This window comes from Ruegeria sp. BHSB058 (assembly GCF_059613285.1).
In genome coordinates, this window is the sequence record NZ_JBXWSF010000093.1 from 1 (window position 1) to 14,847 (window position 14,847).

The 14,847-nt window shown below is 57.6% G+C and carries 12 protein-coding genes; 9 read left to right on the forward strand and 3 right to left on the reverse strand.

The genetic code is table 11. From position 1 onward, the window contains the following. Positions 1 to 1,935, forward strand: a 1,935-nt coding sequence (locus AC2FNB_RS18070) for an efflux RND transporter permease subunit (protein WP_496748296.1), incomplete at its 5' end; no start/stop codon positions are given. A 45-nt stretch (positions 1,936 to 1,980) separates the two neighbouring features. Here the strand turns inward: AC2FNB_RS18070 and glpD are convergent. Continuing rightward, positions 1,981 to 3,597 carry a glycerol-3-phosphate dehydrogenase gene (glpD, locus tag AC2FNB_RS18075; protein WP_496748297.1) on the reverse strand — a complete coding sequence of 539 codons (1,617 nt, stop codon included), beginning with the start codon at positions 3,595 to 3,597 and terminating at the stop codon, positions 1,981 to 1,983. A gap of 183 nt (positions 3,598 to 3,780) precedes the next feature. Between glpD and AC2FNB_RS18080 the strand changes: the two genes are divergently transcribed. Further along, positions 3,781 to 4,542: a DeoR/GlpR family DNA-binding transcription regulator gene (locus tag AC2FNB_RS18080; RefSeq protein ID WP_496748298.1), complete on the forward strand. Its 762-nt coding sequence runs from the start codon at positions 3,781 to 3,783 to the stop codon at positions 4,540 to 4,542. A gap of 33 nt (positions 4,543 to 4,575) precedes the next feature. On the opposite strand, the gene AC2FNB_RS18085 is transcribed toward AC2FNB_RS18080, so the two are convergent. Together AC2FNB_RS18085 and AC2FNB_RS18090 are read right to left on the reverse strand one after the other, a co-directional pair. Continuing rightward, positions 4,576 to 6,807, reverse strand: coding sequence for a S41 family peptidase (locus tag AC2FNB_RS18085; protein ID WP_496748299.1), 2,232 nt, complete (start codon positions 6,805 to 6,807; stop codon positions 4,576 to 4,578). Positions 6,808 to 6,859: 52 nt separating this feature from the next. Further along, entirely contained in the window at positions 6,860 to 7,570 is a 711-nt protein-coding gene (locus AC2FNB_RS18090; RefSeq protein ID WP_480748113.1) for an iron-containing redox enzyme family protein, read from the reverse strand. 157 nt (positions 7,571 to 7,727) lie between these two features. Between AC2FNB_RS18090 and AC2FNB_RS18095 the strand changes: the two genes are divergently transcribed. The 7 genes from AC2FNB_RS18095 to AC2FNB_RS18125 form a co-directional block, all read left to right on the forward strand. After that, on the forward strand, positions 7,728 to 7,931 hold the full coding sequence (locus tag AC2FNB_RS18095) for a hypothetical protein (RefSeq protein WP_480748112.1): 204 nt from the start codon (positions 7,728 to 7,730) through the stop codon (positions 7,929 to 7,931). Positions 7,932 to 7,941: 10 nt separating this feature from the next. Continuing rightward, the gene (locus tag AC2FNB_RS18100; RefSeq protein ID WP_496748300.1) at positions 7,942 to 9,177 is read left to right on the forward strand and encodes a YcaO-like family protein; all 1,236 of its coding nucleotides are present in this window, start codon (positions 7,942 to 7,944) and stop codon (positions 9,175 to 9,177) included. Then, positions 9,165 to 10,442 carry a TfuA-like protein gene (locus AC2FNB_RS18105; RefSeq protein ID WP_496748301.1) on the forward strand — a complete coding sequence of 426 codons (1,278 nt, stop codon included), beginning with the start codon at positions 9,165 to 9,167 and terminating at the stop codon, positions 10,440 to 10,442. The genes AC2FNB_RS18100 and AC2FNB_RS18105 overlap by 13 nt, the downstream gene beginning before the upstream one ends. Positions 10,443 to 10,485: 43 nt before the next feature. After that, complete coding sequence (locus AC2FNB_RS18110) at positions 10,486 to 13,086, forward strand: adenylate/guanylate cyclase domain-containing protein (protein WP_480748109.1); 2,601 nt, start codon at positions 10,486 to 10,488, stop codon at positions 13,084 to 13,086. 218 nt (positions 13,087 to 13,304) lie between these two features. Further along, complete coding sequence (locus AC2FNB_RS18115; protein WP_496748302.1) at positions 13,305 to 14,048, forward strand: SDR family NAD(P)-dependent oxidoreductase; 744 nt, start codon at positions 13,305 to 13,307, stop codon at positions 14,046 to 14,048. Beyond that, entirely contained in the window at positions 14,045 to 14,515 is a 471-nt protein-coding gene (locus AC2FNB_RS18120) for a MarR family winged helix-turn-helix transcriptional regulator (protein ID WP_496748303.1), read from the forward strand. Before AC2FNB_RS18115 ends, AC2FNB_RS18120 begins: the two co-directional genes overlap by 4 nt. 5 nt (positions 14,516 to 14,520) lie before the next feature. Then, a partial coding sequence (locus tag AC2FNB_RS18125) for an enoyl-CoA hydratase-related protein (protein WP_496748304.1) occupies positions 14,521 to 14,847 on the forward strand: 327 nt, incomplete at its 3' end.

Below are 14,847 nucleotides of genomic sequence, written 5' to 3' on the forward strand. Positions count from 1 at the left end.
GGGATCGTCGTGGATGATGCCATCGTCGTGGTCGAAAATGTCGAACGCATCATAGCCGAAGAAGGACTGAGCCCGCCCGAGGCCACCCGCAAGGCGATGGGCCAGATCACCGGACCGGTGATCGCCACCACACTGGTTTTGTTGGCGGTATTCGTTCCGGTGACGTTCATGCCTGGCATATCGGGGCGGCTATATTCGCAGTTTGCCGTGACGATTTCGACCGCTGTTGTGATATCGTCGATCAACGCTTTGACCCTGTCCCCTGCCCTCTGCGGGTTGGTTCTGAAAGCGCGCTCGGGCCCGCCGACGGGATTGCTGGCGGTGTTCGAAAGGTTCATTGGCGGCATGCGGGGCGGCTATACCGCCATCGTTCGGCGCCTGCTGCGCATTCCCGTGATTTCGCTGGGCATCATTGCCGCCATTGCGCTGGGTGCGGGTGCAATCATGGGGAACACCTCGAAAGGGTTCATTCCGCTTGAGGACAACGGCTATCTGTTTGTCGATATCCAACTGCCCGACGCGGCGACGCTGGAGCGGACGGAAACGGTCACTGCGCGTGTGAACGACCAGTTCCGCCAGCTTGACGGGGTGGCCAACACTGTTCTGGTCAACGGGTTTTCGTTGCTCAACGGGCTCACCGCCAATGGCGCGATGATCATCGTGAACCTCGACAACTGGAACGACCGGCAGGAGGGGGATCTGAGCGCCAACGCGATCCTGCGGAAAATCCTGGGCATCGCGAACCAGGAATCCGCTGCCTCGATCGTGGCCTTCAACCCGCCGCCGATCCAGGGCCTTGGCATGTCTGCCGGGGTCGAGATGGAGGTGCAGCAGACCGGCGGCGGCAGCGCGCAGGATCTGGCCTCGGCGGTCGGGTCGTTCGTTTATTCAGTGAACCAGCGGCCCGAAATCGCGCAATCCTACACCACGTTCCGAGCCAACGTGCCCCAGCTTTTCGTCGATCTGGATCGGGAAAAGGCCAAGACATTGCAGGTCTCGGTCGCCGAGATATTTCAGACCATGCAGGCGCAGCTGGGTTCCTATTATGTCAACGATTTCAACCTTTATGGCCGCGTCTATCGGGTGATGATCCAGGCCGAAGGAAGCTATCGCGACAAGGTCGAGGATATCTCGAACCTTTTTGTGCGGTCGACCAAAGGAGAGATGGTTCCGCTGGGAACGCTGGTTGATGTCGAAAACGTCCTGGGGCCTGTCCTGTTGAAACGGCACAACCTGTTCCGTTCGGCAACAGTGACCGCTGTGCCGGCGCCGGGATTGTCTTCGGGCGACGCTATCCGGGTCATGACCGAGGAGTCGGCGACCGCCCTGCCCTCGGGCTATGCATTCGAATGGACGGGAACGGCGCAACAGCAATTGGCGTCTGGCAATCTGGTGGTGATCATTCTGGGGCTTGCGGTACTGTTCGGCTATCTGTTCCTGGTGGGACAGTACGAGAGCTGGACGATGCCCGTCTCAATCCTGTTATCCGTTATCGTGGCATTGTTCGGGGCGGTGGCGGCGGTCGCCATCGTGGGCAGCGACATCAATCTTTATACGCAGATCGGGATGATCATGCTGGTGGGGCTGGCCTCGAAAAACGGCATTCTGATCGTGGAGTTCGCGATGGAGCAGCGGGCCAAGGGCCTGTTGATCCGTGAAGCCGCGGCAGAGGCCGCTCATCAGCGTTTCCGCGCGGTTATGATGACGGCGCTGTCGTTCCTGCTGGGGGTCGTTCCGTTGCTGGCCGCAAATGGCGCCGGAGCCGCCAGTCAGAAGGCCATCGGCGTTGCGGTTTTCGGCGGGATGCTGGCCGCCACAATCGTCGGTGTGATTTTGGTGCCGGTGCTTTATGCGGTGATGCAGGGCCTGCGTGAATGGGTCAAAGGCACGAAAGACACCAATCCCGGAGACGAGGCGACGCCTCCGACGGCCTGATCATTGAGGCGACGGCAGGGGTTGCACCCTTGCCGCCGTTCGCCTTCAACCGGCTGAAGGAACGTGGTTGGCTGGCGCTGCTCCGGTTACGCCCCGCCGCTGCAGCATCCATGCGTCCAACACGGCAATCTGTTCCGCGTTCAGTCGCAGGCCCAGCTTGTTGCGGCGCCACACGATATCTTCGGCCCTGCGCGCGAATTCGCGGTCTATCAACCAGACGGCTTCGCGTTCGGTCAGTGTCGCACCAAAGTCCTGCCCCAGTTCGTCACGCGATGTTGCGCCTGCCAGTACGTCCCATGCCTCGGTGCCGTAGGCCCTGACCAACCTGCGTGCCCAGAATGCATCCAGAAAGTTGAACTCGGAGGACAGGCGCGCGACGAGGTCATCGAAGCCGCCCACGGCGAAATCCCCTCCCGGCAGGGCGATCCCGGCTGTCCAGGGACCGGGCAGGTCAGGGAAGTAGCGGCCGATCTTTTCCAGGGCGCTTTCTGCCAGACGTCGATAGGTGGTGATCTTGCCCCCGAACACGTTCAGAAGGGGCGCGCCGCCGTCGTCATCCACCTTGAGAGAATAGTCGCGGGTCGCCGCCGTAGCGCTGCTGGCCCCGTCGTCATGCAGCGGGCGAACACCGGAATAGGTCCAGACGACATCCTTACGAGACAGCGGCGTTTTGAAGTATTTCGAGGCAAAAGCGCAAAGGTAGTCCTGCTCTTCTTCGGTGCAGACGGGTTTTTCCGAAAGGTCCGCATGGTCTTGATCGGTGGTTCCGATCAGCGTGAAGTCGGTTTCATACGGGATCGCAAAGATGATGCGTCCGTCTTCGCCCTGAAAGAAATAACATTTGTCGTGGTCGTAAAGCCTGTGGGTCACGATATGGCTGCCGCGCACCAGACGCACGCCATCACGCGATTGCGTGTGGACGCGATTCTGAATGATATCGCCAACCCACGGCCCGCCCGCGTTGACCAGCATACGTGCCTGAAATGATCGTGTGCCTCCCGTATTGCTGTCCCTGACCGAGATTGTCCAAAAATCGCCGTCGCGCCTTGCCGCGACCACCTCGTTTCGGACAAGAATTTGTGCGCCACGAGCCGCGGCGTCGCGGGCGTTCAGGACGACGAGGCGGGCATCTTCGACCCAACAATCAGAGTATTCAAAGGCGTGCCGGAACTTGTCCTGCAATGGCAGGCCTTCAGGGGTATTCCGCAGATCCAGCCGCCGTGTGCCGGGCAGTACCTTGCGACCGCCCAGATGATCGTAAAGAAAAAGACCCAGCCGGATCAGCCAGGCTGGCCGCCGGCCGCGCATCCACGGCATGACCGTATTCAGAATGCGCGAAGTCGGGGTTTCCGCGTCAAAGCGCATATCGGGATGGTACGGCAGGACAAAGCGCATTGGCCAACTGATATGAGGCATGGCCGACAGCAAGGTCTCGCGCTCGATCAGGGCCTCGCGCACAAGGCGCACTTCGAAATACTCCAGATAGCGCAAACCGCCATGAAACAGCTTGGTCGATGCTGACGAGGTTGCGGAGGCCAGATCGTTCATTTCCGCAAGCACGACCGATAGGCCCCGACCAGCGGCGTCGCGCGCAATGCCGCATCCGTTGATACCGCCACCGATGATGAAAAGATCGCAAATCTGGGGTTTTTGACCGGGCATTTTGGAGTGGCTCCACGCTCTGGGTTTTGCGCGCATCTATGCGCCAGTTATTCGTTTCGTCAACATTAATTTTCGTTTTATTTCGTTTTGGCTTGATTGACTTTCGCATGCGTTCACGCAAAAACACCAAGAATAGTCCAACCCCCTTCAACGGTGCGTTCGGAAACAGCCGAGAATCCCAGCATGTCCCTTTCGTTCAGACAATCGGATATTCTTGAAATTGCCCGGACCGAAGGCCGGGTTACGGTCGAGGATCTGGCGGAACGCTTTGGGGTTACGGTCCAGACCATTCGTCGCGACCTTGGCGAGTTGTCGGAGGCCGGAAAGATTGACCGCGTGCACGGCGGGGCGGTTCTGCACTCGGGCGTGTCAAATATCGGATACGAAGACCGGCGCGGTTTGAACGAGGACGCGAAAACCAAAATTGCCGAAAGATGCGCACGGGATATTCCGGACGGCGCGTCGATTTTTCTGAATATCGGCACGTCGACCGAGGCGGTCGCGCGGGCGCTGCTGGCCCATAAGAACCTGATGGTGGTTACGAACAATATGAACGTGGCCAATATTCTGGTTGCCAATCCAGATTGTCAGATCGTCGTCGCTGGCGGGGTTCTGCGCAGGGCGGACGGAGGATTGATCGGCAACCTGACGGTGGCCGTGATCGAACAATTCAAGTTCGACTATGCGGTTATTGGCTGCTCGGCACTGGACATGGACGGGGACCTGCTGGATTTCGACTTTCAGGAGGTCAAGGTCAGCCAGACCATCCTAACGCAGGCGCGAAAGAGCTTTCTGGTTGCGGACCATTCCAAGTTCCAACGCTCTGCCCCTGCGCGCATCGTGTCGATGGAGTGTATCGACAGGTTTTACACCGATCAGGCCTTGCCCCCCACCCTGGCCGAGAAATGCCAGGACTGGGAGACTGAGGTCGAGATTTGCGGGTAGAACGGCAAGACCGGGGCGGCAGCCCCGGGCTGGTCAGGCGCTTTGCAACGCCGCACCGTCGACATCATCCGACAGCCGCCTAAAGAGGATCCGACGCCGGAAGGAAGCAGCCACCCCTGAGCTATGACCGCTTACGATGTCAAAGTCATGGGCATCCAGCCGAACATCCGCCATTTTGTTTGTGTCAAGCTTGAACTTCATTCGGGTCCGGTTGCTCGTTGGGAGTTGTAGCCCTATGGGCCGACCATCCACGGACAGAATGAACTGCAGCCCTCCGTACCGCTCGCCCACATCCACGTCGAGTTCCACCTGAACCTGGTCGGTAACGACCGGTACATCCAGAATGATTGAATCAAGCGCGATGGGCCGACCATCCACCCGTAAACCCACATCGAAATCCTGCTTTGGCAGCCCGCTCAACAGCTTGGCGGCATGGCGGATCAGATCGACGTCACCGCCCAGCAGGTCGTCGCGGGTCAGGTTGTGGAAATGATCGCGACGAACGCCATCCTCTTCAATGGGAAGGCCCTGGTTTTTGCCCACCCTCGTGCAGCGTCGCACCGCGTAATGCGGTTTGGGTTCGACTGGCGCCTTTCCGGGCGGCAGGTAGTCGAGCGTTTCGCCGGGGGTAACCAGATCGACGCAATGGCGATGCGGCCACATATTGGCCCCGCCCCCTCCTGTGCTGGGGTCGACGCCGATGACGGGCCCGATTTCGTGATCCTGAAAACTGGCCGCGAAGATGTCGCCCGAACTGTAGGTAATCGCGTTGGTGACCAGCGCAATCGGCCCGTAATAGACCTGCCCGATATCGTTGGCAGATTGCGGGTCTGTCAGCGTTTCCTGGCCCGAAAACATATTGCCGACGTCCACGGCCGGAGACACCCTGTTGCGCCAATCCCGGAGAGGTTTTGCCTTGCTTTTGCTGGACCATACGATCTGTTCCACCAGCGTTGTCGCCAGAAACTGAAAAGGCAACGGCGTGATGACACGTGGTGTCAGGAATTGCAGGACCCGTTCGGCGGCGACCACCTGTCCGCCCGGATTTGATCGAACGTCAATCAATAGCCCGGTCTGTGGAATGCTGAACAGAATCTTGAGAAAGCCTTCGACGAATTTCTTTGGGCTGCAATCAAAGTGCACAATCCTTACAAGGCCGAACTTGAACCCGTCAGGCCCATGGTCGACCTTGATATTGTGCACTTCGAACACGCCGGGCGGCAGGCCTTCGATTTCGGCGGGCATCTTGATGATGCGTTCCTTGCGGTCGATCTCGCTGGGCCGTTGGAACAGAGTATTCCGCACGGTCGATTCATACATCGAGCGGTGTTCCATTGAGGGGTCCGACGTGGAGTTGTTCTGAAAGTTCTTCTTCAATTCCCACATGGCCTGAACCGAGGCCACCCTGCCCTTGTCTTCGTTGTCCAGAATGACACGCCAGGGAAAACGGATTTCGCGAATGACCTCTTTGTCTTCTTCATCCCAATAGCGGTACGCGATCGTAACATAGTACTCGCTGGGCGGAAGCGAGCCACCGAACCACCTGACCGTCATCAGACGCAGACCCAGAGCGAATTGTGCATAGATGTTCGAGCCCTGCTCTTCCTCGCCGATGCGTCGGATCGCCTCGTGGATCGGCATTCCGTTCCAACTCAGGATTTCGACGCCGGGCTTGAAATAAGGATGTTTGAAATCCGCGAGTAGCCCTGAAACGATGACCGTACGCTCGGCATCCGGGTCGAAACTGTCTTCGCTGAGGTCTTCGACTTCACACACCTTGCCATGCACAGGTGCGTCGCTGTCGATGACGTGAGCATCCAGCAGGAATGGCAGGAACGCCACCATGTTTGAAAAGGGCGGAGGCATCACATAGGCCGTGTGAATATCCCGCAACCCCTTGAATATCTTCATGATATGAAGGTGAAATTCATATCCGTCCAGCTTGTCGCAGCGTCGTTTGAGCTGACGCAGAGCCGTCACCGGATCGACCGCATGCCTGGTTCGTTTAAGTTCCCGATGAACATAGAGCTCGCTGAGAACAAGAATGGACTGATCGATGATCTTGCGCCGGTCACGGGTGGAAAGGGGCTCGGTTTCCGGCATCGCCAACGCTTCGCCCACTGCGTAGGTTTTGCCAACGCTTTTCAAAGCTTGCGCCAACGCCGGAACTTCGATTTGTGCGACGCGGTCCGTTGCGTCGTCGGCATAGGGACTGCCGCGCAAAACCATCGGGTTTCGAAGCGGCGCACTGCTGCGCTTGGTCACTGTGATCTCCTGTATTTTGCGGATCGCGATCCCCCGAAATCGCAATGCCGTCTCAGATCCGTCGATCAGGGGCGTCGGAGGGAGAAATTCGGCCTGCGATCGACGCAAGCGTGTTCGCAGTATGCGTCGCGCTGATACCTATCAGACCTAGATGGCGGCGGCTGAGCGGCATCTGATCCAGCGCTTCATCCAGATCGTCGCGATGATGCGGATCGACGCGGCCGTGGAAATGATAGGTTCGAAAGGCTTCTTTCGGCAAACCGCTTTCGCGTTCAAGCTTGTCAATCAACTGGTCACTGGGGGGTGCGGATTCCAAAAGCGCGATGCAACCCAACAGCATGACCGGATGATAATGGTGGATCCAATAGTATTGCGCCCCCATCATCGAGGCCACATCGCCAAGCGGCAGAACGTCAAGAACGTCTGCCCGCGCAAACCCCGCCGCTTCGAGATCGTCGAGCGCCCATAAATCATGGTCACGTTCTTCGCCTACATGCTTGGCAAAATAGTCGCGCAAATGGCGGCACAAGGCGTCACGCTCGGCCATTTCCGCCGCACGATCCCGCGCGGCCTCCATCAATGGGACGGTGGCACGCATGATTTGTTGAAGCGTGACAAGAAAACCCGGAATTAGGTCTGGCAGGTCTGGCCGCGCCCAGAATCTGGCGAATGCCTCATTCGCGGCAGAGCAGGTCAGCTTCATCTTTGTGCGAACGATCTGGCTGTTGGAAAGTTTGCCTACGACAGAAGCATTCTCATTCATTGCTCGCCTCAAAATTTCTAAACATTTGGTTAAGTTTCGGCTGGAAAGGGCAGAAATTCAACAATATTCGTTGACACGCTGGCATAATTTGTCGTGCATAGAGTTTGTTAATAATTTTCGGCATTCCGCCGGAAACCTACAGAGGGGGAATGAAGTCATGGCCGAATCTTCGAATTTGGATCGCTTGGTCAACGCAGGAGCCGTTCAGGACGCAAGCCACATTTCAGATGACCACAAGCGCATTTTGAACGAGGAATTCTCGAAAGAAGAAATCGACGCGATTATCAAACTCAAGGACAAGATCACCGGTATGCCGTTTTCGTCCGACGGTGATGAAGATGGCGGCATGGCCGCGCTTTAAGGTTACCTGAGTGCCGTCTATCGCCAAGACCGTACGGCACCTATTTGGCCACGAAAACTCGGTCAAGGTCTCGCTTGATTTCCCAAGGACCTTGACCGCCGAACAGACACTCGAGAAATGTGACAGGATCAGGTCCGCGCTGCCGATAACACGGGTGGCCGATCTGACGCCTTTGGATCGCCTTGGATTACCGGTCTATTGTGCTGTCACCCCTCTCGCCCGCGATTTGACCACGCATATGGGAAAAGGGCGCAGCAAGGCGGCGGCAAAAGCAAGCGCCATCATGGAAGCGTGCGAAAGGGTCACAGCGGAAACGATTCCCCAAGGCGCCATTCGGGCCAGCTTTTCCAAGCTGTCGGAATGCAATTCCAACGCGTTGGACCCTAGGCTTCTTACTCTTCCACCTGGCACCCGATTTGACCCCGATCGTGAATTTACGTGGCTCGCGGCAACCGATCTGAAAACGGCACGTGATGTCCTGGTTCCTGTGGACATGATGGTCTGCCCGCCGGTTGACGGCCTTTTGCACCTGCCGGACACGAACGGGCTCGCCTCGGGCAACACCCTCCTCGAAGCGGTCGTGCACGGGCTGTGCGAGTTGGTCGAGCGCGATGCAATCAGTCAACTGCTGTTTTTTGAACTCTATGGCGAAGCAGAAGACACGGCGCCGACGTGCCGGAGAATTGCCGCCGAGGCTGACCTGCCGCAAACCTGTCGGAATCTGATCGGCGAAATCGAGGAAGAAGGGCTGTCGGTTGAGCTTGAGGAAATTACTCAGGACATCCGCATCCCCGTTTTTCGCGCCACCATTATCGATGGGTCGTATCCGACGCCTTCGGGACCGCAAAAAAAGAAGTTTCCCGGCCTTGGCTGTGCGCCGAACGCCGGTGTGGCCCTGTCCCGGGCCTTGACCGAGGCCGTTCAGTCGCGTCTGGCCCGCATTCAAGGCGCGCGAGACAGTTTCAACAGAATGCCGCAACGCAAACGCCCCTTTCCGTTTCACCCTGAGGCTATGGAATTCAGCACATGGAGCAGCGTTCCCAGTTTTGAAAGCCACGATCTGGTTGATGATCTGGCTCACATTCTCGGCGCATTGGAGGTTGCCGGGTTTTCGCAAGCTTTGTTTGCAGACCTGACCCGCAGTGATTTGCAGGCGGCGGTTGTTCGGGTCTGCGTTCCGGGGCTGAGCGTTTTTCTGGTGGACCAAAGCCGCGTCTCGCGACGGGATCTGAGATGGCTGGTATAGATACACCTGACTTCACGACCCCCGCGGCCCCTCCACTGGTCTTTGTCGGCCCGTCGATCCCCGCTGAGGAAGTCCGGCGCATCCTGCCGATTGCCGAGCTGCGACCGCCTGTGCGTCGCGGTGATCTGCACTTGGCCCGCATGTTACGCTACTCTGTTATGGTCATCCTTGATGGCGTGTTTTCGCAAAACGACGCGGTGTCGCCGCGCGAAGTTGCCGATGTTTTGCGGGACGGAGCAGTTGTCGTTGGTGCAGCAAGCATGGGAGCGCTGCGCGCGGTGGATTGCGCCCCTTTGGGGGCCATCGGCACGGGCCGGATTTTCCGCATGTTCCGACGCAGGTTGATCGACAGTGAGGACGAGGTCGCCGTGACCTTCAATCCCGAGCGCCCTTATCCATCTCTGACCTTGCCACTGGCCGGCGTGCGGATCGCCCTGCGCCGAGCCGTTCGCCGGAACCTCATTTCGCTGCAAGAGGCCAACGCACTTTGCCAAGCCGCACAAAACCTGCACTATTCCGAACGCACGTGGCGCGCCATTTTTGCCGCCAGCCAGAACCAAGAACCGTCTACCGGGATGTCCGACTGGCTCAGGGATCAAGACCCGAAGCGCGAGGATGCCCGCAGCGCGTTGAAGCTGGTGGCGCGACTGATGAAACGGGACCCCGGTTGGGCTACGCGCCCACGTGCGACACGCGTTCCGTTCAGGGATCTGGACGATCTGCGAACCAGCCTGCCGGGGTCTGCGCTTGGACCAGATGTTGGCGAACATGACGCAGGATTCGTTTTGTGGTTGCTGATGACCGGTCGCGCAAACCGGTGGCTTGGAAAAAACCGGAATGCGCTTGAAGAATTGCACAGTATTGACCCAATCCTGCCAGACAAATGGACCAAATACCTTGAGCAACTCGATTGGCGTCACGTCAAATGCAAACATATTGATCAAGCAATGGCTTTTTCCGGTTTCCTGATTGACCAGGTGTCCCGTTCCGGCGACATTGACGCAGAGCGTTTCCGTTTCAAGGCGGTCTCAGAATTTCTGAGAGCGGTTGAGGATGGTGCGCTGGGTGACGAGGAACACAGGTTGTTGCAATACCGGATCGCCGCCGAACACAGGGCGGAGGATTGGAATTGTCTGATGGCCCGTGCATCCCCAACGGTTGGCGATTTGGTATCGGACTTGGCAAGGCAATGGGCACAGGCCAAGGCCGCGGTTGAAAGAAAAATCAAGACGAACGGAACCGACGATGAATCAAGCGGCGATTGAACAAAAAGCTGAGCACAGAACTGATGCCGTCAGCAGAACGATGATGTTCACAGACATCGAAGCATCAACGGCTTTGCTGCAGGCGCTTGGCGATGAATACCCTGCCGTTCTCAGGCGCCACCAGGATATCGTTCGGGAATGCTATGCCCCGTTTGGCGGCGATGAGGATGGTACGCAGGGTGACTCGTTTCTGGTCTTGTTCGACACCCCGCGCCAGGCCTTGGGCGCGGCTATTGAAATTCAGCGCAGACTAAAAACGGAACAGTGGCCACGCGGCATCGACCTGCGTGTCAGAATCGGACTGCACGAAGGACCGATACAGCAGCTGGGAAAACAACTTGTCGGCTATGACCTGCATCTGGCCGCGCGCATCGGAGATACCGGACACGGTGGACAGATCGTATTGTCGCGAAACGTCTATCAATTGCTGGAACAAGATGATTTCGCGGCGTGGGACGTAAAAGTTCGACCGCTGGGTGTTCATCGGTTGAAAGCGATCCGATATCCCGAAACACTTTTTGACATTGTCGATCCGCAGATTTGCATCGACTTTCCACCGCTCCGCACTCTGGACGTACGTCGTACCAACATCACTCAACCCTGCGGCCCGATCGTTGGCCGCGATCGGGAAACTTCCGAGATCATGGGCTTGCTGAACGACTCCTCGGATCGTCTTGTTACGGTTACGGGCATGGGGGGCACGGGTAAGACGACTTTGGCGCAACGCGTTGCTGCGCTTTGGCTGCGCGACACCGAAGACGGCGCGTATTTTGTCGATTTCAGCGGTCTCGATACCCCGGGACTGGTACTGCCCAGTATCGCTCAGGCGCTGGGCGTGCGTGACTATCCCGGCCGCCCAATCAGCCTCGATATCGCATCCTTCATCGGCACCAGCCGCATGCTTTTGGTGCTCGACACCTTCGAGCACGTCATTGATGCGGCCGTCGCCGTGTCAGATCTGTTGGACGATTGCCCCAATCTGCGCCTTCTCGTCACCAGCCGGGCTGAGTTGCGAGTGAGAATGGAAAAGATCTATGCCATTGATCCGCTCAGCCTGCCCAAGGCCAGCGACCCCACCCCCGAAACAAGCGGTGCCATGCGGCTGTTTGTAGAGGCGGTGCAAGCGGAAACGTCGGACTTTCAGATTACTGCCGACAACCGGGCGACGGTGGCAAAAATCGTTACCCGACTTGAAGGAATACCGCTTGCGCTCAATCTGGCAGCCGCACGCATGTCTTTGTTGTCGCCGCAACAGCTTCTGGAGCGGCTGGACAAGAAACTGAAGCTTTTGCGCAGTTCGCAACAGGATTCCGGGCGTCATCGGACGCTTCGCAATGCCATCGAATGGAGTGAAAGCCTGTTGAACGAGGAGGAACGACAGACCTTTTTGGCCCTATCCGTTTTTTCGGGTGGCTTCCGCATCGACGATGCAGAGGACACTTTGTTGGAAATATCAGATTTTGATGCGGACGTCCTTGAGGCCGTGGCATCGCTGACATCCAAGAACCTGCTCTATCGACGTGTCGCCAACGGCGCCCCTCGATTCGGAATGTTTGATATGGTGCGCGAGTTCGCCACGGAGTTGTTGGAGAAAAACGGTGACTTGGAACAGGCGCAAACTGCGTTCATCGATCAGTTCGCACGGCTTTGCAAAACCTGCGGCGCGTATGTTCTGACCCACGAACAAAAACGCCATGTCACACGGCTGAGTGACGAGGCTGACAATATTCGTGCCGCTTTGCGCATTGCCCTCGGGCGTCAGGACATCGAGACCTGCGCGCGTTTCATAGACGCACTCTATTGGTACTGGATATCTCAGGGTCAGTTTACGGAAAGCCTTGACTGGATCAAAAAAACGGATGAACTCGCCTCCAAGTTGGGTGACAGCGCTGCCGCTGCGAAAATCAATTTGGCCGCTGCCTATACCAAGGCCATGGCGGGCGATTACGAAGGGGCTTACCTTCACGGTCAGAAGGCCGAGCGTATCTTTACTGAATTGAACGACGAAGATGCCACGAAGAAAGCCGCCATGATCCACGCGATCTGCGGGGCTGCGACCGGCAACATCGAAGATCCGAGTGAAACGATCATGGGCTGCATCCAGCACATGCAGGCCAAAGGCGACAATTATTTCACTGCGCTCGGTTTGCTTATCATGGGCGAAGGCGCGCGCATGGAAGGCATGAAAGATGCTGCCGAAGAATGCTATGGTCAGGCGCTGGAGCTTTTGACGTTGGAACGGAACACATTCTGGCCCGGGCTATTGAAACAGAACGTCGCGCATTTCCGGATCGCCGAAGGCAAAACCGACGAGGCGCTGGCACTTTTGGGCGAGGCGTTCGATCTGGGGCGGGATTTCGATTATCCGCCCGTAATCAACCTTTGCGTCGCCGCATATGGAGGCGTTGCAATGAAACATGGAAACGCCGAGAAGGCGGCGCGTCTGCTTGGAGCCGTCGAGGCAAACATGGCCAAGATCGGCGCAAAGTTTGAACCGACGGACAAGGCCGACATCGATGGCTATATTGCGCAAGCTGTCGAAGCGCTGGGGCGCGAGAAATATGACGAGTATGCCAAAGCCGGTGCTGCCACTCCCTGGGTGAACATTCGCGAAGAAGCGCGCTCTTCCGGCAACGACGGTTGATGGACCGCTGACGATTCTCCCGGCAAATTGCTATTGCCGGGAGATGATCACGTAACGGTTCTGTCGAACCTCTGGGTCAATCCTCGATAACCGCGAATTCAAATTTCCGGGGTAAAGAATTGATTTATTAACTGTTTTCATCATTTTACTTTAAGTTCAAAATTTTTATTGTTGAAATAAATACCGGTTGCTAAAGTACCCTGTAACTGGGGTTCGCAATGCATATTTCTGGCTCTCATGTTGTCGTAACCGGTGGAGGAACCGGAGTTGGTGCGGAATGCGCCCGTCAATTCGCTGATGCCGGAGCGAAAGTGACGATCCTCGGACGCAACGAGGACAGGCTGAAAGCACAGAACCTTTTCTATCAGATCTGCGACGTGACGCGGCCTGAGGACGTCGAGGCGGCGTTCGCAGCGGCCCGGCAGGAACAAGGCAAGGTCACGATCGTCGTAGCCAATGCGGGTGCGGCGCCTAGCAAGCCATTTTCGAAGATGTCTAGTAGCGATTTTCAGCAGGTGCTGGATGTGAACCTGTCTGGAGTTTTCCACTGCTATAAGGCTGCGCTACCGGACATGCAGGAGGCCGGGTATGGGCGCTTGATCGCCATAGCTTCGACCGCTGGCCTGAAAGGATATCCCTATGTCTCGGCGTATTGCGCGGCCAAGCATGGTGTCGTGGGGTTGACCCGTGCTCTGGCCCTGGAGCTTGCACCATCGGGGATTACCGTGAACGCTATCTGCCCCGGGTTTGTCGCAACTCCTTTGCTGGAGCGTTCGATAGCCACCATCATGGAAAAAACCGGTGCGGATCGGGTACAGGCAGAAGCCGCCCTTAAACGTTCCAATCCGCAAAACCGTTTCATCAACACTGACGAGGTCGCCGCCGCCGCCTTGTGGCTGTGTTCAGAGGCGGCGCGCGGCGTCAACGGTCACACGATGACCATATCCGGAGGTGAAATATGACCCGCCCCGCCTCAAGAACCATCGAAGCGCCAAGCAAGGAACGCCTGCGACTTTGGTTGCGCTTGCTCAAGATGTCACGTGGGGTCGAGGCACATCTGCGCGCAAAACTGCGCAGTGAGTTCAACTCAACCCTGCCTCGGTTTGATGTGATGGCTGCTCTGTCAAGACACAAGAACGGCCTCAAGATGAGCGAGCTTTCAGGCGTGTTGCGGGTGTCGAACGGCAACGTCACCGGCATCGTGGATCGCCTGGTCGACGAGGGACTGGTCATGCGGGTGGCGGTCGAGGGCGACCGGCGCGCCTCGCTGGTGCGGCTGACACGCAAGGGCGAGGCCGAGTTTGCGACGCAGGCGGCGGCCCACGAAGGATGGATCGACAAGCTGCTTGGGACGCTCGATGCCGAAGAAGCCATGGTATTCAGCACCAAGCTGGAGACGTTGGTGAAATCGTTGGACGAGGGCAAATGACAAACATGCGAAGTGACACCAGACATTTCCTTTGTGATATCTCCGATGGCATCGCGACGGTTGCCCTGAACAGGCCTGACCGGAAGAACCCGCTGACCTTTGACAGCTATGCCGAATTGCGCGACTGGTTTCGCGATCTGGCCTACTCCGATGACGTCAACGCGGTGGTCTTTGCGTCGAACGGCGGTAATTTCAGTTCTGGCGGCGATGTCCATGACATCATTGGGCCGCTGACCCGGATGAACATGAAGGAATTGCTGGCATTCACCCGGATGACCGGGGATCTGGTCAAGGCGATGGTGAATTGCGGCAAGCCGGTAATTGCCGCCGTC

Excerpts from the sequence above, each read along its gene's own strand:
- glpD (WP_496748297.1), bottom strand. The coding sequence starts at position 3,597 with ATGCCCGGTCAAAAACCCCAGATTTGCGATCTTTTCATCATCGGTGGC.
- AC2FNB_RS18080 (WP_496748298.1), top strand. The coding sequence starts at position 3,781 with ATGTCCCTTTCGTTCAGACAATCGGATATTCTTGAAATTGCCCGGACC.
- AC2FNB_RS18090 (WP_480748113.1), bottom strand. The coding sequence starts at position 7,570 with ATGAATGAGAATGCTTCTGTCGTAGGCAAACTTTCCAACAGCCAGATC.
- AC2FNB_RS18095 (WP_480748112.1), top strand. The coding sequence starts at position 7,728 with ATGGCCGAATCTTCGAATTTGGATCGCTTGGTCAACGCAGGAGCCGTT.
- AC2FNB_RS18105 (WP_496748301.1), top strand. The coding sequence starts at position 9,165 with ATGGCTGGTATAGATACACCTGACTTCACGACCCCCGCGGCCCCTCCA.
- AC2FNB_RS18110 (WP_480748109.1), top strand. The coding sequence starts at position 10,486 with ATGTTCACAGACATCGAAGCATCAACGGCTTTGCTGCAGGCGCTTGGC.
- AC2FNB_RS18115 (WP_496748302.1), top strand. The coding sequence starts at position 13,305 with ATGCATATTTCTGGCTCTCATGTTGTCGTAACCGGTGGAGGAACCGGA.
- AC2FNB_RS18120 (WP_496748303.1), top strand. The coding sequence starts at position 14,045 with ATGACCCGCCCCGCCTCAAGAACCATCGAAGCGCCAAGCAAGGAACGC.